Origin of the sequence: Glutamicibacter sp. HZAU (genome assembly GCF_004100365.1) — a bacterium.
GTDB classification, from domain to species: domain Bacteria; phylum Actinomycetota; class Actinomycetes; order Actinomycetales; family Micrococcaceae; genus Glutamicibacter; species Glutamicibacter nicotianae.
Genome location: NZ_SCKZ01000005.1, coordinates 255,248 through 275,241, shown reverse-complemented (window position 1 = coordinate 275,241; position 19,994 = coordinate 255,248). Strand labels below are relative to the sequence as shown.

At 65.9% G+C, this 19,994-nt stretch carries 20 protein-coding genes and 1 tRNA gene; 15 read left to right on the top strand and 6 right to left on the bottom strand.

What is annotated here, in order from left to right; genetic code table 11:
* Entirely contained in the window at nucleotides 1–1,518 is a 1,518-nt protein-coding gene (locus EKH49_RS09660; protein ID WP_128470668.1) for an MmgE/PrpD family protein, read from the bottom strand.
* Nucleotides 1,515–2,168, bottom strand: coding sequence for a GntR family transcriptional regulator (locus tag EKH49_RS09655; RefSeq protein ID WP_038990330.1), 654 nt, complete (start codon nucleotides 2,166–2,168; stop codon nucleotides 1,515–1,517). The genes EKH49_RS09660 and EKH49_RS09655 overlap by 4 nt, the downstream gene beginning before the upstream one ends.
* A 187-nt stretch (nucleotides 2,169–2,355) precedes the next feature.
* Here EKH49_RS09655 and EKH49_RS09650 point away from each other — a divergent pair, with 187 nt between their 5' ends.
* Nucleotides 2,356–4,272, top strand: a complete 1,917-nt coding sequence (locus EKH49_RS09650) for an AMP-binding protein (RefSeq protein ID WP_128470667.1) — start codon at nucleotides 2,356–2,358, stop codon at nucleotides 4,270–4,272.
* Nucleotides 4,273–4,284: 12 nt separating this feature from the next.
* On the opposite strand, the gene EKH49_RS09645 is transcribed toward EKH49_RS09650, so the two are convergent.
* Both EKH49_RS09645 and EKH49_RS09640 read right to left on the bottom strand, forming a co-directional pair.
* A complete protein-coding gene (locus tag EKH49_RS09645; protein ID WP_236641109.1) occupies nucleotides 4,285–5,034 on the bottom strand; it encodes a response regulator in 750 nt (249 codons plus the stop codon).
* Nucleotides 5,035–6,756 (bottom strand): sensor histidine kinase, encoded by a 1,722-nt coding sequence (locus EKH49_RS09640; protein ID WP_128470666.1) that lies wholly within the window; start codon nucleotides 6,754–6,756, stop codon nucleotides 5,035–5,037. It lies immediately after the preceding gene.
* Nucleotides 6,757–6,924: 168 nt separating this feature from the next.
* On the opposite strand from EKH49_RS09640, the gene EKH49_RS09635 reads away from it, so the two are divergent.
* From EKH49_RS09635 to EKH49_RS16705, 3 genes are all read left to right on the top strand, one after another.
* A complete protein-coding gene (locus EKH49_RS09635; RefSeq protein WP_128470665.1) occupies nucleotides 6,925–8,223 on the top strand; it encodes a cation:dicarboxylate symporter family transporter in 1,299 nt (432 codons plus the stop codon).
* 128 nt (nucleotides 8,224–8,351) lie between these two features.
* Nucleotides 8,352–8,528: a hypothetical protein gene (locus EKH49_RS16710; RefSeq protein WP_201739593.1), complete on the top strand. Its 177-nt coding sequence runs from the start codon at nucleotides 8,352–8,354 to the stop codon at nucleotides 8,526–8,528.
* Nucleotides 8,525–8,794 (top strand): hypothetical protein, encoded by a 270-nt coding sequence (locus tag EKH49_RS16705; RefSeq protein WP_201739592.1) that lies wholly within the window; start codon nucleotides 8,525–8,527, stop codon nucleotides 8,792–8,794. The genes EKH49_RS16710 and EKH49_RS16705 overlap by 4 nt, the downstream gene beginning before the upstream one ends.
* A 16-nt stretch (nucleotides 8,795–8,810) precedes the next feature.
* On the opposite strand, the gene EKH49_RS09625 is transcribed toward EKH49_RS16705, so the two are convergent.
* Nucleotides 8,811–9,149 carry a VOC family protein gene (locus EKH49_RS09625; RefSeq protein WP_236641110.1) on the bottom strand — a complete coding sequence of 113 codons (339 nt, stop codon included), beginning with the start codon at nucleotides 9,147–9,149 and terminating at the stop codon, nucleotides 8,811–8,813.
* Here EKH49_RS09625 and EKH49_RS16890 point away from each other — a divergent pair.
* Nucleotides 9,061–9,261, top strand: a complete 201-nt coding sequence (locus EKH49_RS16890; protein ID WP_236641111.1) for a hypothetical protein — start codon at nucleotides 9,061–9,063, stop codon at nucleotides 9,259–9,261. The two genes, EKH49_RS09625 and EKH49_RS16890, sit on opposite strands and share 89 nt — an antisense overlap.
* Before the next feature lie 17 nt (nucleotides 9,262–9,278).
* Here the strand turns inward: EKH49_RS16890 and EKH49_RS09620 are convergent, their stop codons facing one another.
* Nucleotides 9,279–9,659: a hypothetical protein gene (locus EKH49_RS09620; protein WP_128470663.1), complete on the bottom strand. Its 381-nt coding sequence runs from the start codon at nucleotides 9,657–9,659 to the stop codon at nucleotides 9,279–9,281.
* Between the two features lie 186 nt (nucleotides 9,660–9,845).
* Here EKH49_RS09620 and EKH49_RS09615 point away from each other — a divergent pair, with 186 nt between their 5' ends.
* The 10 genes from EKH49_RS09615 to abc-f all read left to right on the top strand — a co-directional run bounded on the left by EKH49_RS09615 (nucleotide 9,846) and on the right by abc-f (nucleotide 19,850).
* On the top strand, nucleotides 9,846–10,742 hold the full coding sequence (locus tag EKH49_RS09615) for a ParA family protein (protein WP_038990337.1): 897 nt from the start codon (nucleotides 9,846–9,848) through the stop codon (nucleotides 10,740–10,742).
* Nucleotides 10,742–11,644 carry a segregation and condensation protein A gene (locus tag EKH49_RS09610; RefSeq protein ID WP_128470662.1) on the top strand — a complete coding sequence of 301 codons (903 nt, stop codon included), beginning with the start codon at nucleotides 10,742–10,744 and terminating at the stop codon, nucleotides 11,642–11,644. Before EKH49_RS09615 ends, EKH49_RS09610 begins: the two co-directional genes overlap by 1 nt.
* Nucleotides 11,637–12,227, top strand: a complete 591-nt coding sequence (scpB, locus tag EKH49_RS09605; protein ID WP_128470661.1) for an SMC-Scp complex subunit ScpB — start codon at nucleotides 11,637–11,639, stop codon at nucleotides 12,225–12,227. Before EKH49_RS09610 ends, scpB begins: the two co-directional genes overlap by 8 nt.
* Before the next feature lie 102 nt (nucleotides 12,228–12,329).
* Nucleotides 12,330–13,436 (top strand): pseudouridine synthase, encoded by a 1,107-nt coding sequence (locus EKH49_RS09600; RefSeq protein WP_128470660.1) that lies wholly within the window; start codon nucleotides 12,330–12,332, stop codon nucleotides 13,434–13,436.
* Nucleotides 13,437–13,439: 3 nt separating this feature from the next.
* Complete coding sequence (locus EKH49_RS09595; protein WP_128470659.1) at nucleotides 13,440–14,540, top strand: prephenate dehydrogenase; 1,101 nt, start codon at nucleotides 13,440–13,442, stop codon at nucleotides 14,538–14,540.
* On the top strand, nucleotides 14,507–15,217 hold the full coding sequence (gene cmk / locus EKH49_RS09590; protein WP_442903507.1) for a (d)CMP kinase: 711 nt from the start codon (nucleotides 14,507–14,509) through the stop codon (nucleotides 15,215–15,217). Before EKH49_RS09595 ends, cmk begins: the two co-directional genes overlap by 34 nt.
* Before the next feature lie 65 nt (nucleotides 15,218–15,282).
* Complete coding sequence (gene der / locus EKH49_RS09585; RefSeq protein ID WP_121866508.1) at nucleotides 15,283–16,815, top strand: ribosome biogenesis GTPase Der; 1,533 nt, start codon at nucleotides 15,283–15,285, stop codon at nucleotides 16,813–16,815.
* Nucleotides 16,816–16,916: 101 nt separating this feature from the next.
* A tRNA-Pro gene (locus EKH49_RS09580) sits at nucleotides 16,917–16,993 on the top strand.
* Between the two features lie 99 nt (nucleotides 16,994–17,092).
* Nucleotides 17,093–17,935, top strand: coding sequence for a PhzF family phenazine biosynthesis protein (locus EKH49_RS09575; protein ID WP_128470657.1), 843 nt, complete (start codon nucleotides 17,093–17,095; stop codon nucleotides 17,933–17,935).
* Between the two features lie 205 nt (nucleotides 17,936–18,140).
* Nucleotides 18,141–19,850 (top strand): ribosomal protection-like ABC-F family protein, encoded by a 1,710-nt coding sequence (gene abc-f, locus EKH49_RS09570; protein ID WP_128470656.1) that lies wholly within the window; start codon nucleotides 18,141–18,143, stop codon nucleotides 19,848–19,850.
* The last annotated feature ends 144 nt before the right edge of the window (nucleotides 19,851–19,994 follow it).

The following is a 19,994-nucleotide window of genomic DNA, read 5'->3' as shown; positions in this document are numbered from 1 at the left end:
TTAGAACAGGCCCTTCGGTGTGGCCGCGGTGTCGATGACGCCTGCTGCGGCCTGGATGTTCAGCTGGTCCAGTTCGCCGGCGGCCAGGTTTTCCAGGTTCTCGGCGGCGGCGATGAAGCGGTTGATCTCCGCCTCATCGACCAGGCCCTTAGCCAGGGTGCGGAACTTGTTGATGTACTGCTCGCGGGCGAACGGGCGTGCGCCCAGCGGGTGCGCGTCGGCCACGGCGATCTCATCGGTGATCACGGTGCCGTCGTTCAGGGTGATTTCCACCGAACCGCCGAAGGCCTTCTCCGAGATGTCCAGCGAGTGGTAGCGGCGGGTCCACTCGGCGTCTTCCTCGGTGGTGACCTTGTTCCACAGCTCAACGGTATCGGCACGGCCGGCGCGCTCCGGCGAGTAGGAATCCACGTGGTGCCAGGCGCCGTCCTGCAGGGCGACGGTGAAGATGTACGGGATCGAGTGGTCCAGGGTCTCGCGCGATGCGGTCGGATCGTACTTCTGCGGGTCGTTGGCGCCGGAGCCGATGACGTAGTGGGTGTGGTGGCTGGTCTTGATCAGCACCGACTTCACGTTCTTCGGGTCGGTGGCTTCCGGGTGCTCGCCGTGCAGCTTGCGGGCCAGGTCGATCCAGGCCTGCGCCTGGTACTCGGCCGAGTGCTCCTTGGTGTAGGTGTCCAGGATGGCGCGCTTGGCTTCGCCGGCCTCTGGCAACGGCACCTCGTAGGCGGCATCCTTGCCATCGAGCATCCAGGCGATGACGCCGTCTTCGCCTTCGTAGATCGGCACTGGGGAGGTCTGGCCGCGCATGGCGCGGTCGGCAGCCTCGACTGCCATCTTGCCGGCGAAGGCCGGGGCGTGGGCCTTCCAGGTGGAGATTTCGCCCTTGCGCGACTGGCGGGTGGCGGTGGTGGTGTGCAGGCCCTGGCCCACGGCCTGGAAGATGGTCTCGACATCGAGTCCGAGCAGGGTGCCGATGCCGGCGGCGGCCGATGGGCCCAGGTGCGCTACGTGATCGATCTTGTGCTTGTGCAGGCAGATGGCCTTGACCAGGTCCACCTGGATTTCGTAGCCGGTGGCGATGCCGCGGATCAGGTCCTTGCCCGAAGCGCCGGTGTGCTGGGCAACGGCCAGGATCGGCGGAATGTTATCGCCCGGGTGGGAGTACTCGGCGGCCAGGAAGGTGTCGTGGTAGTCCAGTTCGCGCACGGCCACGCCGTTGGCCCAGGCGGCCCATTCGGGGGACACCTTCTCGGAAATGCCGAACACCGAGGCACCCTTGCCGCCGGTGGAAGGGGCGTGGGCCAGCGCCTGGGCGCGGGCAGCGACGATCGGGCCGCGGTTCAGCGACGCGATGGCAACCGAAGCGTTGTCGATGATGCGGTTGATGATCATTTCGGTCACTTCGCTGGTGACCTCTACCGGATCGGCGGCAACCTTGGCGATCTTATGTGCCAGCTGGTCTTCGCGAGCCAGGTTTTCCTCGGAGCGGTATACGCGTACTGGGTGGTTGATCATGCTAACTGCCTTTCTGATCCGACCGCGTGGGTCATGATGTGGGTGAAGGATTCGTGCAGGTGGACTGTGGTGGCCGCGGCTGCGACCTCTGGGTTACCGCTGGCAATCGCTCGTGCGATGGCCGCATGCTCGGAAGCGGAAGCCTTGAGCCTTTCGGGGTTGTCCTTGGCCAGGCGCCGCACCCGTTGCAGGTTCACCCGCAAGGTGCGCAGCGCGTTGGACAGGTACTTGTTGCTGGCCGCTTCGTCGATCGACTCGTCCAGCAGCTGCACCAGCTGATAGTAGGACTCCCGGGATCCGGGAAGCTCCACTTCCTTGACGGCTGCTTCGAAGCGGCTGGCTAACTCGTTGAAGGCCGATCGCCCCGTCGACTTGGCAGCTTCGCGTGCGCTGGCGCATTCCAGCGCCACGCGCAGAACGAACAGGTCCTCTACGTGGTCTTCGCTGACCTCGGACACGACGGCGCCGCGTCCGCGTTGCTGCACCGCCAAGCCGTCGGCGACCAATCGGCCCAGGGCCTCGCGCACCGGAGTGCGGGAAACGCCCAGGCGTTCGGACTGCTCTACTTCTGCAAGAACGGTGCCGGGAGCCAGCCGCCATTCGACGATGTCGGCGCGGAGGCTCTCGTAGACCTTATCGCTTGCTCTCATGGCTCCAGTGTATACATAGAAGCGGGAAATGTGTGAGCTGGATCCAATTTATTTGGAATTTTTTCAAAATCTGTATACAACGTAGTTGCGATCATGTGATCGTACTCATACAGTTAATGCCAAGAGGACGACCTCAATCACCACGCAGGTGCCGGGTAATGACGCCCGGGGCCAGGAGGAGAGAACCATGGTGCAGGAATACCGCCAGGCCTTTGAGCAAGCCACCACTGACCCAGCAGCATTCTGGCTGCAAGCCGCCCAGGATATCCGCTGGGATACGGCACCGCAGACGGCGCTGGATGATTCGCGCAAGCCGTTGTACGGCTGGTTCCCGGATGGCACGCTGAACCTTTCGGCCAACGCACTGGACCGCCACGTCGAAGCCGGCCGCGGGGAGAGCACCGCGCTGATCTACGATTCGGCCATGCTGGGCACCGTCACCAAATACACCTACTCCGAGCTGCTGCGCGAAGTGGAAATCTTCGCCGGCGTGCTGGCCGAACGCGGCGTGAAGACCGGGGACCGCGTGCTGATCTACCTGCCGATGATCCCGCAGGCGGCTATCGCGATGCTCGCCTGCGCACGCCTGGGTGCGATCCATTCGGTGGTCTTCGGCGGGTTCGCGCCCAAGGAACTGGCGGCACGCATCACCGACTGCGCCCCGGTGGCGATCGTCACCGCCTCGGGCGGCATCGAGCCGAGCCGCCGCATCGAATACCTGCCGGCGGTGGCCGAGGCGCTGAGCCTGGCGGAGCCTGCGGTCAGGGACGTGATCGTCGCCCGCCGCGAAGGCTTCGAGCACTCGCTGGATGAATACCAGGGCAAACCGGTCAACGGGCAGCAGATCAGTTGGCTGGACTGGGATGAGCAGGCGAAGACCGCGTCGCCGGCCGGGCCGGTATCCGTGCCATCCACCCACCCGCTCTACGTGCTCTACACCTCGGGCACCACCGGGGCGCCGAAGGGCGTGGTGCGCGATACCGGCGGCTACGCCACCGCGCTGCAGTTCTCCATGAACGCGATCTACGACGTGCATCCGGGCGATACCATGTTCACCGCCTCCGATGTGGGCTGGGTGGTCGGCCACTCCTACATCGTCTACGCGCCGCTGATCGCCGGCGCCACCACGGTGCTCTACGAGGGCAAGCCCATCGGCACCCCGGACGCCGGGGTCTTCGGCCGCATCATTGCCGACCACAAGGTCACCACGATGTTCACCGCGCCGACGGCCTTGCGCGCGGTGCGCAAGGCCGATCCGGAAGGTGCGCTGATCGCCAGCCACGACCTGTCCAGCCTGCGCGCGCTGTTCGTCGCCGGCGAGCGGCTGGACCCGGACACCTACCACTTCGCCTCGAAGCTGCTGGGCATTCCGGTGGTGGACAACTGGTGGCAGACCGAAACCGGCTGGCCGATCGCCTCGAACCCGCTGGGTCTGGAGGAGCTGCCGGCCAAGGCCGGTTCGCCCACCACCCCGGTGCCTGGCTTCGACGTGCAGATCCGCGACGCGCTGGGCGAGCGGCTCGAAGCGAACCAGGAAGGCAACATCGTGGTCCGGCTGCCCTTGCCGCCCGGTGCCCTGACCACCCTGTGGGGCAACGACCAGCGCTTCATCGATACCTACCTGTCGCAGATCGACGGGTTCTACCTGACCGGCGATTCCGGCTATCTTGACGACGACGGCTACCTGTTCGTCATGGGGCGCACCGATGACGTGATCAACGTGTCAGGGCACCGGCTGTCCACCGGCGCCATGGAACAGGTGCTGGCCAGCCATCCGGCCGTGGCCGAATGCGCCGTGATCGGACTGGCCGATGCGCTCAAGGGCCAGCGGGCCAGCGGCTACGTGGTGCTCAAGTCAGGGATCGACGTCGAGGAGGAGGCGCTGAAGAAGGAAATCGTCGCGCTGGTGCGCCAGCACATCGGTGCGGTCGCCGACTTCCGCGAAGTCACCGTCGTCGCCGCGCTGCCCAAGACCCGTTCGGGCAAGATCCTGCGCAAGACCATGCGGCAGATTGCCGATGGCAAGGAATACTCGGTCCCGTCGACCATCGAGGACACGAGCGTGCTCGACGAACTGGTGCCGCTGCTGCGTCCAGAGGCCTAGATCTCGGCAGTGCTAGCCATGGGAGGCCGCCCGGTATTCATATTCCGGGCGGCCTCTCGTGCCATGCCGGGGCTGCTTGACCACGGCCTTGGCCTCGGCCAGATGCTCCAGATAGCGCCGTGCGGTGACCCGGGAGATGCCCAGCTCTTCGCCGAGCTCGGTGGCGGACAAGCAGGATTCGGGCTTGCTGCGCAGCAGGCCGGTGATCTGCGCCAGCGTTTCAGGGATCAGGCCCTTGGGCAGCGACGCCGAGGCAGTGGTGGTGCGCAGTGCGGAGAACGCATTATCCAGCGCAGCCTGGCTGGTATCCGGGCCGCTGGAGCTGATCTCGGAAATGAAACGCCGGTGGTTCTCCAATTTCTCGGTGAACGCCGCGAAGGTGAAGGGCTTGATCAGGTACTGGGTGATGCCTGTGGCGACCGCCGAACGCACCACCGCCAGGTCGCGCACCGCGGTGATCGCGATGATGTCGGTGGTCAGCCCGTGGCCGCGCATGCGCTTGGCGACATCGATGCCATGCAGGTCGGGCAAGGTCATATCCAGCAGGACCAGGTCGAACGGTTCGTGCGCTGCGCGCGCCTCGGACAGCAGCGCGAGCGCCTGCTGGCCATTGGCTGCAATGGCTCCGGTGGCGAATCCGGGCACGCGGTTGACGTACTTCGCGTGGGAAGCTGCGGTTTCCGGTTCGTCGTCGACAACGAGGACCTTGAAGGTGTGCGCGGGCAAGCCCGGCGCGGGCGTGGCTGCAGCGGAGTCGTGCACTCAAAACCTCCCGGTCTGGTCGCTGTTTTTCAGGGGCAGGGTGACGGTGAAGATTGCTCCGGCATCGTTGTCAACATTCATTGTGCCACCTAGCCGGAGCACCGCCTGCTGCACCAGCGCAAGGCCGAGGCCGCGCGGTTGGCCGCCGGCCTTCGTGCTGACCCCGAAGCGCAGCAGCTGATCGAGGAATTCCGGCTCGATGCCCGGACCCGAATCGGCCACCGAGATGATCAGCTCGTCATCGGCCGCTGCGACTTCCACCCACACCGTCGCGTCCTCGGTGCCGGCCGAGGCGTCCAGCGCGTTATCCAGCAGGTTGCCGACGATCGTGACGATATCGGTGGCGGCGAACGCGTCGCTCGGGATCTGTCCCTGCGTGTTGATATCGAGCTGCACGCCGCGCTCGTTCGCCTGGGCGGCCTTGGCCACCAGCAGGCTGGAGAGGTAGACGTCGTCGATGGAATGCACAATCGCATCGGTGAGCTTCTGCGAGTGCTGGCGGTCATCGACCGCGAAAGCCAGCGCCTTGCCGCTCTGCCCATTTTCGATCAGCGTGGCAATGGTGTGCAGGCGGTTGGCATGCTCATGGGTCTGCGCTCGCAGGGCGGTGGAGAAGGTCTTCAGCGACTGCACCTCGCCGGCCAGCTCCTGCACTTCCGTCAGATCGCGCAGCGTCATGACCTGGCCGGTCAGCGGCTGGGAACGGAACCAGCGCACCGGCAGCCCGCCGCGCCGGGGCAGGCGCGCGTTGGTCAGGCGGGCCGGCCCCTGGGAGATGGACAGCACCGTGCGGGCGCCCAAATGGATCTCGTCCTTGCAGCTGCGCCCGGTCGCCATCAGGGTGCGCAGGGTTTCGGGGATCTGCACCTGGTCGAGAGCCAACCCGCCGGGAGGGACTTCTTCGGGGAAGCCGAGCAATCGGGCCGCTTCCTGGTTATAGAGCACGATGCGGTGCCGCCGATCCAGCAGCACCAGGCCTTCGCGCACCGAATGCAGCGCGGAGAAATAGAAGGCGTAGAGCCGGCGCAACCCGTGCGGGCCGAAGCCCAGCGTGGCCTGGTTGACGTAGCGGGAGAAAGACCATGAGCTGAAGCCGGCCAGCAGCAAGGCCAGCGCCGACACGGCCAGGATCTGCGGCAGCTCGCTGCGGTAGATCGACTGCAGGCTCTCCAGCGTGATCCCCGTGGCAACCATGCCCACCAGCTTCCCGTCGTGGTACACCGGGGCGATCGTGCGCACCGAAAGCCCCAGGGTGCCCAGGGCCACCTCGTTGTAGGTCTGGCCGGCCTGCGCCTGGCGGATGCTTCCGGAATACGGCTTGCCCAGCTGCGCGGGATTGGGGTGGGTGACGCGCAGGGCTTCGGGGGTCATGATCGTGATGAAATCCACGCCCTGCCCGCGGTCCAGGATCTTGTTGGTGTAGGGCTGCAGCAGCTCGGTGGGGTGCTCGCCGGCCAGGGCTTCGGCCACGAAGGGGTCGTTGGCCAGGGTGATGGAAATCGTGGCCACCGTGGCCTGCTTGTCGTCCTGGATCACCTGCGCCTGGTGCTGGTAGGTGGCGACGGCCAGGCCCGCGACGACGAGGATGACCACCAGCATCTGCGCCGCGAAGATGACGACCGCCAGGGACCAGCCGTCGCGGCTCAGCGGGGCGGGGGAAGCGGTGTTGCCGGCGGGGCGGGCCAGCGACAGGTCGGTGAAATGATCGGTCACTGCGCTCATCTCCTCGTGCTGGTTGCTCCTGGCATGCCCACCGCGTGACCAATATGAACGCAATGGAGATGCGGATCACTTTGCGCCGCACCATGGATACAGAACGATTCTACGTAATGCCGGCCGCGCAAGGGTGCGCCGTCCGGTTCCACACGCACACGAGGGTAGGACCATGCAATGGCTGTCACAGATCAGATGACGCCGGCAGGCAATTCGCCGCAGGCCGGAACGAAGAAGAAGGACAAGACCCACTGGCTGTACATCATGGTGATTGCCGCCGTGGTGCTCGGCGCAGCGGTCGGCCTGATGGCCCCGGATCTCGGCAAGGCGCTCAAGCCGCTGGGCACCGGATTCGTCGCGCTGATCAAGATGCTGATCGCTCCGGTCATCTTCTGCACCATCGTGCTGGGTGTCGGTTCGATCGCCAAGGCGGCGACCGTCGGCAAGGTTGGCGGCCTGGCGCTGCTGTACTTCATCACCATGTCCACCTTCGCGCTGGCCATCGGCCTGGTCGTGGGCAACATCATCCACCCGGGTTCGGGGCTGCAGCTCGAACCGTACGAGTCTGGCGCCAAGGGCGAAGAGAACTCCACCGTGGCCTTCCTGCTGGACATGATTCCGGGCGACATCCCCGTGCTGCCTACCCTGGTGCTGGCGCTGCTGGTCGGCTTCGCGCTGCAGTCCATGGGCAAGAGTGGCGAACCGGTGCTCAACGGCATCAAGCACATCCAGGCCGTGGTCTTCCGCTTGATGATGATGATCATGTGGGCTGCCCCGATCGGCGCCTTCGGTGCCATCGCCGCAGTGGTCGGTGCCACCGGCTGGGCAGCCATCGGCTCGATGGCGATCCTCATGGGCGCCTTCTACGTCACCTGCGCGCTGTTCATTGTCGTCGTCCTGGGCAGCCTGCTGCGCCTGGTCACCGGCCTGAACATCTTCCTGCTGCTGAAGTACCTGGCTCGCGAATACCTGCTGATCTTCTCCACCTCTTCCTCCGAATCGGCGCTGCCGCGCCTGATCGCCAAGATGGAGCACGCTGGCGTGTCCAAGCCGGTTGTCGGCATCACTGTGCCGACCGGCTACTCCTTCAACCTCGATGGCACCGCCATCTACCTGACCATGGCTGCCCTGTTCGTCTCCACCGCCATGGGCATGCCGATGAGCCTGGGCGAACAGGTCGGCCTGCTGGTCTTCATGATCATCGCTTCCAAGGGCGCCGCCGGCGTGACCGGCGCCGGCCTGGCAACCCTGGCTGCAGGCCTGCAGTCGCACCGTCCGGAGCTGCTGGACGGCATGGGCGTGATCGTGGGCATCGACAAGTTCATGTCCGAGGCCCGCGCGCTGACCAACTTCACCGGCAATGCCGTGGCAACGCTGCTGATCGGCAAGTGGACCAAGGAAATCGACATGGACCAGGCCCAGGCTGTGCTGGCCGGCAATCGTCCGTTTGACGAGAACAGCGTCGAAGGACACTAGTCCGCCAGGCCCTTAGCCAGGAATCCGTTATCCGACATGTTCGGGTAGCGGATTTCTGGGTTTAAGCTCTATTGGCACCAGATGCCCAAGTGTCGCGACTGCCAGACGCATGCGGCTAGGCTGGAGCCATGGACGCAACACCGCACGAGCTGCCCTGCCGTGAACTGGCAGAAGCCGACGTAGATCTGGTCGAGCTGGCCCGGCGAACCATCGAGGCGGTGGCCGACGCGCCCGATGGCGGCGACGGGATGCGCACCATGGGGCCGCTGTGCTTGCTGCCGATGGCACGATGCATGCAGGAGTGAATTTCTGCCATTTCACCGGAGGCCCGTGCGCAGAGCTGGTGGCCCTGGGGGCCGCTCGCGCCGCCGGGGCGGTGGATCCGCAGGCGGTGGTCGCGGTGGGCAATCAGGGGCGCGGAGTCAAGAACCCCTGCGGTCGCTGCCGGCAGGTGATGGCCGACAGCTATCCGCGGCTTCGGGTCATCGTCCAGACCCCGGCCGGGGCGCGCAGCACCGCCATCGGCGAACGGCTGCCATGGTCCTTCGATTGGGTGGCCGGGCAGGCCTGAGCACCTGGGGCCAGGCTCAGCGCGAAAGTCCCACCAGGGGAGAGGCGAGCACCACCCGGTTGCCGTCGGGGTCCTGAAGCTGCAGGATCCGTGCCCCGCCGCCGGGCTGCGGGCCCTGGTGCTCGATGCCTGATTCGAGCAGGCGTTCGGCCTGGGCATCCAGGTCGGCGACTTCCAGGACTACTGTGCTGTGCCCTGCGCGATCGGGGTCCGCGAAGACCTGGACGCCGAAGCCCGGGACCAGATGCCATTCGATCAGCCCGTCCATGGGCCGCGCATCCGGCGCCCTGCCAAAGACCCGGGCATACCAGTTCTCCGCCCGAGCCACATCGGACACCGTGCAATTGCCGAGCATTCCCGTGAACATCGCCCTCGCCCCTTTGGCCGCCACATACCAGCGCCTGTTCAACCATTCGACCACCGCACGGCGGCAGGTGCAAGAGCTGGGCCGGAGCGCCAGCGAATGACCGGGCTGGGCGCCGGATCAGCGGCCGCTCGAGGCGAGCAGCCGCTGCAGGCGCGGGCCGAAACGGACCTCGTGCTCCAGCTTCACCAGCTCCTCGGTGGGCTCCTGGATCTGCTGGGCGGCCAGCAGGGAGGCGATGTACTCCCAGTAATCGTGCAGCGCCTCGGCCTGCGTTCGCTCCGGCGCCGGCTCATCCGGGCCCACCATAGCCAGTGCGGTGTCGCGGATCTCCTCCGGTCTCGCCTGCTGCCACTGCGCGCTGGTGGAGAACCCGCGGTCATCGAGCAGCACGATGCATCTCCCGTCTTCCAGCTGGGCCTGGAAGAGCACGCCGACGCTGACCTGGGTGCTGCCCGGCTCGGCTTCGGCCAGGCTGGGGAACTTGGCAATCGCCTTCATCGCTGCCTTTCGGTTAACGCCAGTTGGCATTCAGCTCGCATACAACATTAGAGCTAAGGTTCAAGGTAAAGGCTCGCCGTGAAAGAGCCCAAAAAACCAAGATCTTTTGCTTCGGCCGATAACCTTGGAATGAGCTTACAGCTCGAGGAATCAGGTTTATCGAACGGGAAGTGTGGTTTACCCATCGTGAGCGAGGAACAGGGAAATAAGCACCGCGGAGCGGGGATGCTCAAGGAGCCTCGCCCGGTGGGTCCAACTGGCAAGCCATTGACAGATTTCCCCGTGCCAGCACCGCTGCCGTCGCACGGCCCGGCACGCGTGATCGCCATGGTGAACCAGAAGGGCGGCGTCGGCAAGACCACCTCCACCATCAACCTCGCCGCCGCGCTCGCCGAGTACGGCCGCAAGGTGCTGCTGGTGGACTTCGACCCGCAGGGCGCGCTGTCCGCGGGTTTCGGAACCAACCCGCACGAAATGGACATCACCGTCTACAACGTGCTGATGGACCGCAAGGTCAAGATCACCGATGCGATCGTGAAGACCGACGTCGAGAACATCGATCTGCTGCCGGCCAACATCGATCTGTCTGCCGCAGAGGTGCAGCTGGTCAACGAGGTCGCCCGCGAGCAGGTGCTCGAACGCGCGCTGCGCCACGTCATCGACGACTACGATGTGGTGCTCATCGACTGCCAGCCTTCCCTCGGCCTGCTGACCATCAACGCGCTGACCGCCGCCCACGGCGTGATCATCCCGCTGACCGCAGAGTTCTTCGCGCTGCGTGCGGTGGCCCTGCTGATGGAAACCATCGACAAGGTCAAGGACCGGCTGAACCAGGTGCTGGAGCTGGACGGCGTGGTGGCCACCATGTACGACGCGCGCACCCTGCACAGCCGCGAGGTCATCACCCGGCTGGATGAGGCCTTCGGCGACAAGCTCTTCGAAACCGTGATCAAGCGCACCATCAAGTTCGCCGACGCGAACGTGGCCGCCGAACCGATAACTTCCTACGCGGCCAACCACCCGGGTGCCGAGGCGTACCGCAACCTCGCCCGCGAACTGATTTGGCGTGGTGGTGCCCCGTAATGAGCGCCACGCTCAGCGAGGAAACCGCCACCGAATCCACGACGCCAGCTGAAGCTGGGCAGGAATCGGCTGGCGGTTTTCGCCTTGCCCTGCGGAATTTCAACGGGCCCTTCGATGTGCTGCTGCACCTGATCACCAAGCGCGAGCTGGATATCACCGAGGTCGCACTGGCCGAGGTCACCGACGAATTCATCGCCTACCTGCGCGAACTGCAGGCCGCCAGCGCAGAAAGCGGCAGCGACGGGATGAAGGTGCTCGACGAGACCACCGAATTCCTCGTGGTCGCCTCCACGCTGCTGGATCTGAAGGCCGCCCGGCTGCTGCCTCGCGGCGAAATGGCCGACGAGGAGGACTTCGAGCTGCTCGAAGCCCGCGACCTGCTGTTCGCCCGCCTGCTGCAGTACAAGGCTTTTAAGCAGGCCGCCGAATTCCTGGGCGAACGCTACACCGCCGAGGGCGCCCGGCATCCCCGCGAGGTCTCGCTGGAACCGCAGTTCGCGGCCCTGCTGCCGGAACTGGTGTTCACCATCGGGCCCGACGCGCTGGCCGCGATGGCTGCCAAGGCGCTGGCGCCGAAGCCCGAACCTGCCACCGAGGTCGGGATCGGGCACCTGCACGGGGCGAATGTCACGATCGCCGAGGAAGCCGAGGCGATCACCGCCCTGCTCGAAGCCCGCGGCACGCTGGCCTTCACCGAGCTGGTCGCGGACGCGTCGGCGCAGCTGGTGGTGGTCGTGCGTTTTCTGGCATTGTTGGAGATGTTCAGGCAGAAAGCCATCAGCTTTGCGCAACAAGATCCGCTCGGGCCGCTGCTGGTCTCGCTGGTCCAGGAATCGAGCTTCGACGCGCAGGCGGTGCAAGACGACTACGAGGGGAGTGGTGGTGAGGTGAATCATGAGTGAGATTGCACCCATTGACCGGCTGCCAGGAGGCCTGGAATCGGGTCTTGAAGCGGTGCTGATGGTCGCCGATATCCCCGTATCCTCGGCGCGTTTGGCCGAAATCTTCGAGGTGCCCACGTCCAGGGTTGCCGCCGCTTTGGAGAATCTTGCTTCCGAGTATGATGGTAAGGATCGCCCGCGCGGATTTGAACTGCGTCGCGTCGCCTCCGGGTGGCGCTTCTATTCGCGGGCCGATTACGCCGATTTCGTCTCCAGTTATGTGCTCGACGGGCAGACAGCACGCCTGTCGCAGGCCGCCCTAGAAACCCTGGCTGTCATCGCTTACCGACAGCCGGTCTCGCGTGGACGTATTTCGGCGATTCGAGGTGTCAACGTCGATTCAGTGGTGCGCACGCTGCTCACCCGCGGATTGATCACGGAGTATCCGGAAGTTGGGGATGGCGGAGCGACGCTGTACCAAACCACCGAATACTTCCTGGAACGACTGGGACTGGGCTCGCTTGATGAGTTGCCTGCGCTGTCCCCGTATCTTCCCGGGGTGGCCGATCTCGAATCGCTCGATTCGGCAACCTACGACGACTAGGTAGCTGCCAGCCGGCAGCTACACCGGACCAACCACGCGTGAAGCCGATGCCACTGGCGGGCTCGCGCAGCGAACACGTAACAGCAAGGGACACAGGCAAGCATGAGCAGGGGATCCTCCTCCGGCCGCAATGATCGCGGCGGCAATTCAAACTTCGGCGGCAAGCCAGCAGGCGGCCGCAACGGCAACGGCGGCAAATCCGGGGGCAAGTCCTACGGCAAGCCAGGCGGCGCAGGCCGCACCGGCGGCAAGTCCTTCGGCGAGAAGCCGTACGGCAAGTCCGCCTCGGGCAAGCCGGGCGAGAAGTCGAACCCGGCCAAGCGCAACACCTCGGCAGCGCGCAAGAACTCCGAGCGGGCCTTCGCCAAGGAACGCTTCGGCAACTCCGTGCCGAACAACTACGCACGCCCGACCCAGCGCGCCCGCGCCCAGGCCCGTGCCGAGAACCAGGCGGCCCGCGAGATCCACGGCGAGCAGCAGGACGGCATCCGCCTGCAGAAGGCCATGGCCAACGCCGGGGTGGCATCGCGCCGCGTCTGCGAGGAGATGATCCTCGAAGGCCGCGTCGAGGTCAACGGCAATCTGGTCGTCGAGCTGGGCACCCGCGTGGACCCGGACAAGGACCGCATCCACGTCGATGGCATGCGCATCCAGACGAACCAGGCCAACCGCTACTTCGTCTTCAACAAGCCGAAGCACGTGATGTGCACGATGGACGACCCGGAAGGCCGTCGCACCATCGCCGACTACTTCAAGAACGAGCACAAGTCGCTGCGCCTGTTCCACGTCGGCCGCCTGGACTACAAGACCGAGGGCGTGCTGATCCTGACCAACGACGGCGAGCTGGCCAACCGCCTGCAGCACCCGAAGTACGAGGTCCCGAAGACCTACCTGGTGCAGATCCCCGGCCCGCTGCCGCGCGCGGTGAGCAACCAGCTGCGCGAGGGCATCAAGCTCGAAGACGGCTGGATCAAGGTCGATGACCTGAAGATCATCGCCACCACCCCGAAGCACGTGATGGTCGAGGTGACCCTGCACTCGGGCCGCAACCGCATCGTGCGCCGCATGTTCGACGCCGTGGGCCACCCGGTCCAGCGCCTGGTGCGCGTCGCCGTGGGCCCGGTGCAGCTGGGCGACCAGAAGCAGGGCACCATCCGCTCCCTGGGCAACCAGGAAGTCGGGCACCTCATGGCCATGGTGGGGATGTAGCAGATGGCCGCCTCGCACCTCGCAGGCCCGGTGCTGGTCATCGGCACCGGCTTGCTGGGCACCTCGGTGGGACTGGGACTGCGCGCCAAGGGCGTGCACGTCTACCTGTCGGATATTTCGCCGACCGCGGCCGGGGTCGCCCAGGACATCGGCGCCGGCGTGCTGCTGGATAACCAGCAGATCGCCCCCGAGCTGGTAGTGATCGGCGCTCCGCCGGATGTCACCGCCGCGCTGGTCGGCGACGCGCTGCTGGCCTACCCGAACGCCACGGTGGTGGACATCGCCAGCGTCAAGGGCTCGATCCTGGCCGGCGTGCTGGCCGATGCCCGGCTGGGCGAGGCAGAGAGATCCCGCTATGTGGGGACGCACCCGATGGCTGGCCGGGAGAAATCCGGACCGGCCGCCGCCCGCGGCGAGCTGTTCACCTCCATGCCGTGGGTCATCTGCGCCCACGAGGGGGCGCAGGCATCGCGGGTCAAGGCCGCCGAATCCCTGGCCATCGACCTGGGTGCGACCATGCACCGGATGAGCGTCACCGAGCATGACGAATCCGTCGCGCTGATCAGCCACTTCCCGCAGGCGGCCAGCTCGATGATCGCCTCGCGCCTGCTGAACGCCGAAAGCCACCAGCTGGCCCTGGCCGGCAACGGGCTGCGCGACACCACGCGCATCGCGGCCAGCGACGAGAAGCTCTGGATCCAGATCTTCTCGCACAACGCCGAAGCGCTGGTGCCGATCCTGACCGGGATGAAGGAAGACCTGGACCGGCTGATCAGCACGCTGCGCAACCCGCAAGGGGCCGGCGCGCTGCTGGACCTCTCGCAGCTGATGACCGAAGGCAACGCCGGGCGCGCCCGGATCCCGGGCAAGCACGGCGCGCCGCCGCAGGCCTTCGCCCTGGTGACCGTCGTGATCGACGACCGCCCGGGGCAGATCGCGCAGCTGCTGACCGAAATCGGCGACGCGCAGATCAACATCGAGGATCTGCGCATGGAGCACTCCGCCGGCCACCAGGTCGGCATGGTGGATGTTTCGGTCGTGCCCGGCCGGCGCGATGAACTGATCGACGTATTGACCAAGAACGGATGGAAAGTAGCCCAGTGAGCACCTTGAACAACGACAAGCTTGTTATTGCCATCGACGGCCCCAGCGGCTCCGGCAAGTCCTCGGTCTCCAAGGCCGTCGCCCGCAAGCTGGGCGCCGCCTACCTGGACACCGGTGCCATGTACCGCGCGATCACCTACTCGGTGCTCGCCGACGGCACCGACCTGGCCAACGCAGGCGCCGTGGCCCAGGCAGTGCGCGATGCGAAGCTGTCCATCTCGGTTGACCCGGATGCCGAACTGGTCGAAATCGGCGGGGTGGATGTGACCGCGGCGATCCGCGAACCGCGCATCTCCGAGCAGGTCTCCACCGTGGCCACCAACCTGGACGCGCGAGCCGAACTGGTCCGCCGCCAGCAGGAGATCATCGCCGCCAACGCCCGCATCGTGGCCGAAGGCCGCGACATCACCACCGTGGTCGCCCCGGATGCCGATGCGCGTATCCTGCTGACTGCTTCGGAGGAAGCCCGCCTGCGCCGCCGCGGCCTGCAGCTGGGCGGAACCCAGAACGACGCGCAGCTGGCCACCCAGGTGCTGGCGCGCGATGCGAAGGACTCCACCGTGGTGAACTTCACCCAGGCCGCCGACGGGGTCATGACCGTTGACTCCTCGGACCTGGATTTCGAGCAGACCATCGACGCGGTGCTTGACGCCATCAGCACCGCAACGAAAAACTAGCCTCAAGCTGGTGCCCATCCTCGGCGAGAGCCGATGAAGATTACGATCGCTGTGAAGGGAAAATCATGAGCGAGAACAACTCCACCCACGACGAGGAATACATCCCCGTTGGAGACGACGATATCGCCGAGCGCCTGGCCGAACTGAGCGAGGAAGAGGCCGACGTCCGCGCCAAGGCCCTGCTCAGCGGACTGGAAGACTACGAACTGGACGACGAGGACTCGGCCCTGCTGGCAGGGCTGGACCACTTCGACGACGACGATGAAGACGTCGTCATTCCACCGGTCCTGGCTGTCATCGGACGCCCCAACGTGGGCAAGTCCACCCTGGTCAACCGCATCCTCGGCCGCCGCGAAGCGGTCGTGGAGGACACCCCGGGCGTCACCCGCGACCGCGTGTCCTACTCCGCCGAGTGGATGGGCCGCCCATTCACCATCGTGGACACCGGCGGCTGGGAGCACGATGCCAAGGGCATCCACGCCTCGGTGGCCGACCAGGCGGAAATCGCCGCCGACGTCGCCGACGCCATCCTCTTCGTGGTCGACTCCCATGTGGGGGCCACCGCCACCGACGAGGCAGTGGTGAAGATGCTGCGCAAGAAGGGCAAGCCGGTCTTCCTGGTGGCCAACAAGGTCGACGACTTCAACCAGGAAGCCGAAGCCGCCGTGCTCTGGGGCCTGGGCTTCGGCCAGCCGTGGCCGGTCTCGGCCCTGCACGGCCGCGGCACCGCCGACCTGCTGGACGCGGTCATGGAGAAGCTGCCGGAGCATTCGGCCTTCGGCGGGATGATCCCCTCGGGCGGTCCGCGCCGCATCGCGCTGATCGGCCGCCCGAATGTGGGCAAGTCCTCGCTGCTGAACAAGGTGGCCGGTTCCGAGCGCGTGGTGGTCGACGACTACGCCGGCACCACCCGCGACCCGGTGGACGAACTGGTCGAGCTGGGCGGCGAGGTCTGGCGCTTCGTGGATACCGCAGGCATCCGCCGCCGCCAGCACATGGCCGTCGGCTCGGACTACTACGCGTCGCTGCGCACCCAGACCGCGCTGGAGAAGGCCGAGGTCGCAGTGATCCTGCTGGCCGCCAACGAGACCATTTCCGAGCAGGACGTGCGCATCATCCAGCTGGCCATCGAGGCCGGCCGCGCGATGGTCATCGTCTACAACAAGTGGGATGAGGTGGACGAGGACCGCCGTTACTACCTGGAGCAGGAGATCGAGCGCGACCTGGCCCATATCGAGTGGGCGCCGCGCGTGAACATCTCGGCGAAGACCGGCTGGCACAAGGACAAGCTGGTTCCTGCGTTGAACACCGCGCTGGAATCCTGGGACAAGCGCATCCCGACCGGCAAGCTGAACGCCTTCCTGGGCGAGCTTGTCGCGGCCCACCCGCACCCGGTGCGCGGCGGCAAGCAGCCACGCATCCTGTTCGGCACCCAGGCCTCGGCCCGCCCGCCGCGCTTCGTGCTGTTCACCACCGGCTTCCTGGATCCGGGCTACCGCCGCTTCATCACCCGCCGGCTGCGCGAGACCTTCGGTTTCGAGGGCAGCCCGATCGAAGTTTCGATGCGAATCCGCGAACGCCGCGGGCGCAATCGCTAAATTTCGAATTTAGCCCTTCACTTGGTGTAGGCTAGTAGAGGAGCTTTTCGCAGACGGCACCCTTGGTTCTCACGACTTGGGGATAACGGCTGCGAGGGCATCGGGCTATGGCGCAGCTTGGTAGCGCGCCTCACTGGGGGTGAGGAGGCCGTGGGTTCAAATCCCGCTAGCCCGACCAGCCGATCGCAAAACCCCGTCGAGATGACCTCTCGGCGGGGTTTTGCCGTGCCCGCCCGCAATTGCGCACCCGGCGCCCGAACATCCGGAAGATGGTCCAATGCAACGCAGATTCCAGCAGGTCGATGTCTTCAGCACCCGTCCGTACAAGGGCAACCCCTTGGGCGTGGTGCTCGATGGCGAAGGCCTGGATGCCGAATCGATGCGCGACTACTCGCTCTGGTCCAACCTCTCGGAGACCACCTTCATCCTCCCGGCACGCCATGAGCAGGCCGACTACCGGTTCCGGATCTTCGCCCGCGACCGCGAATACCCGTTTGCCGGCCACCCGGCCCTGGGCACCGCCCGCGCCTGGCTGCACGCCGGGGGAGTGCCACGCGACCCGAAGCAGCTGATCGCCGAATGCGGTGCCGGGCTGGTGCCGATCAGGATCGATGGCCAGCTGCTGTCCTTCGCCTCGCCGCCGGCGACGCGCACCGGTGCGATCGGGCGGCAGGAGCTGGCGGAAATGCTGCAAATCCTGGGCATCGGCCCGGAGCAGGTGGTGGATGCGCAATGGGTGGATAACGGACCGGGCTGGGCCGCCATCCTGCTGCAGGACGCGCAGCAGCTCCTGGAGATCTCGGCGCAGGCTCCGCAACGGTCCGGCCGCTGGAAGATCGGGGTCCTTGGCGCGTTGCCACCCAGTACGCCAGGCGGGGGCTTCGAAGTGAGGGCGCTGACCATTGAAAACGGCGCAGTGCGCGAGGATCCGGTCACCGGGAGCTTGAATGGCGCGGCCGCGCAATGGCTGATCGACGCCGGGCATGCCGCCGCGCCTCTGGTCAACCGGCAGGGCGCCAAGGCGGGACGCGATGGAGAAGTGCATTTGGAGATGGCCGACGGACAGCTCTGGGTGGGCGGCGCCACGAATGTGCTCATCGAAGGCAATATCGACCTCTAGCCGCACGAGCCTTGCCAGCACCGAACCCAGAGCATTAGCCTTGGACGATGGGCACGATAATTCTTGGGATCCATTTCCTCTAGGCGCCAGCCAGCAGTGGGCTCTGCTTCGCTGCCGCCAAGTCCTCGGCACCTGCGAGTGCCTCCAACCACCAGCACCGAAGCCTGCTCCGGCGGGCGGAACCGGTGCGAGGCAGGAATGACCCATGACCCACTCCCGGAATGTGCGCCCCTCCGATCGGCGCGAACAAGACACCGAACCGGATTACGTCTGCTTGTTGCAGGACATCGCGGTCAGCTTCGGCGAACGAGATGTCCTCGCCGGCATCGAACTGTCCATTTCCGCTACCGGTCGCATCGCCGTGCTTGGCGATAATGGTTCGGGCAAATCTACGCTGATGCGTGTCATCGCCGGAAATCTGGCACCCGACCGCGGGCAGCGCACGATGAACGCGCCCGGCGCCGTGGCCTATGCCGCGCAGAACCCGCGCTTCGCGCAAGCGATGAGCGTGCAGCAGGTCATCGATTCCTACCACCAGCGCTTCCGCGAACTGGAAACCTTGATGCGCGTCATCTCGCATAGGCTCGACGATGCCCCGGAGGATCAGGCCCTACGGCTCCTGCAGCAGCTGCAGAAAGTCACCGATCTGTACGAAGCCGCCGACGGCTATTCGCTGGCGCAGCGCCTGGATAGCGCGCTGGAGCAGCTGGGGCTGGGGCAGATGGACCGGCAACGACCCGTTGCGCAGCTATCCGGCGGGCAATCCTCGCGTCTCGCCCTGGCCTGCGTGCTGTGCTCCGGTGCGCAATTGCTTCTGCTGGATGAACCGACGAACGACCTTGACGAGACAGCCATGAACTGGCTGGAGCGGACCATTGGCAAGCACCGCGGCGCCCTGGTGCTGATCAGCCACGACCGGATGTTCCTCAAGCGCTTCGCCCGGTCCATCATCGAGGTCAGCGATGGCCAGCTCGCGCACTACGGCAACGGCTATGACGGTTATCTGCATGCCAAGGAGCAGGAGAGAACCGCCATCCGCGTGGCCTATGAGCAGTGGGTCCAGGAGCATGAGCGTTCGCAGAATCTCATCGACAAGTACGCTTCGCGCGTTGCCGCCATCCCGCGCAAGCAGGAGAAGGCAGGTTTCGGGCACGGCAATTTCCGTGCCCGCGATTCCAGCCACGGCTCGACTTCGAAGATTCGCCAGGCCAAGTCGCGTATCGAGGAACTCGAAACCCACCGTGCCCCTGAGCCTGCCGCCGAATTGGCATTCGCCATGCCTAGCGGCGGCGGCGAAGGTCAGCACCGGGGTGAAACCCTGCTGAAGGTGATGAACGCGCAGCGCAGCATCGCGCCGAGACTGTCCACCGGCAGCTTCGAAATCAGGCTCGGTGAGCGTTGGCTGGTCACCGGCTCCAACGGCGCTGGCAAATCTACGTTGCTGAAGATGCTTGCCGGCGAACTGGAATGCACCGCGGGGCGGATCGAGCGCGCTGCTCACCTGCACTGCGCTTGGCTGCGCCAGGACATCGGGATCCTTCCCGGCGACAGCCTGATCGAAGCTTTCGCCTTGGCCACCGGCCAGTACGTCCAGGATGCTGGTGCGTCCTTGGCCAAGCTTGGCTTGTTTGCGCCGCAGGATTTCCTGCGGCATCCCATGGCGCTGTCGGTGGGCCAGCGCCGCCGATTGGAGCTGGCCGTTGCGGTCAGCGCCAAGGCGCAGGTGCTGCTTCTCGACGAGCCGACAAACCATCTTTCCCCGGCCCTGGTCGAGCAGCTGGAAGCCGCACTGGTGGATTACCCGGGCACCGTGATCACGGTGAGCCATGACCGGCGATGGCAGCAGAAAATGCGCGAGCACGCGGTAGTTCATCGCCTCTCAGTCTCAGCCGGACGCGTCGAGCTGGTTAAGTAGCCCTCTGCCAGCCAGCATCTGCCACTCAAGCCGCCGTTTCGATTCTCCGGTTCGCGGCCCGAACCGCCGACGAACGTGCCGCGGGGTGGGCACGGCTCAGCTGCAATCCAATTCATCCGCTGCTTGCTGCCAGCTGCACAGTCC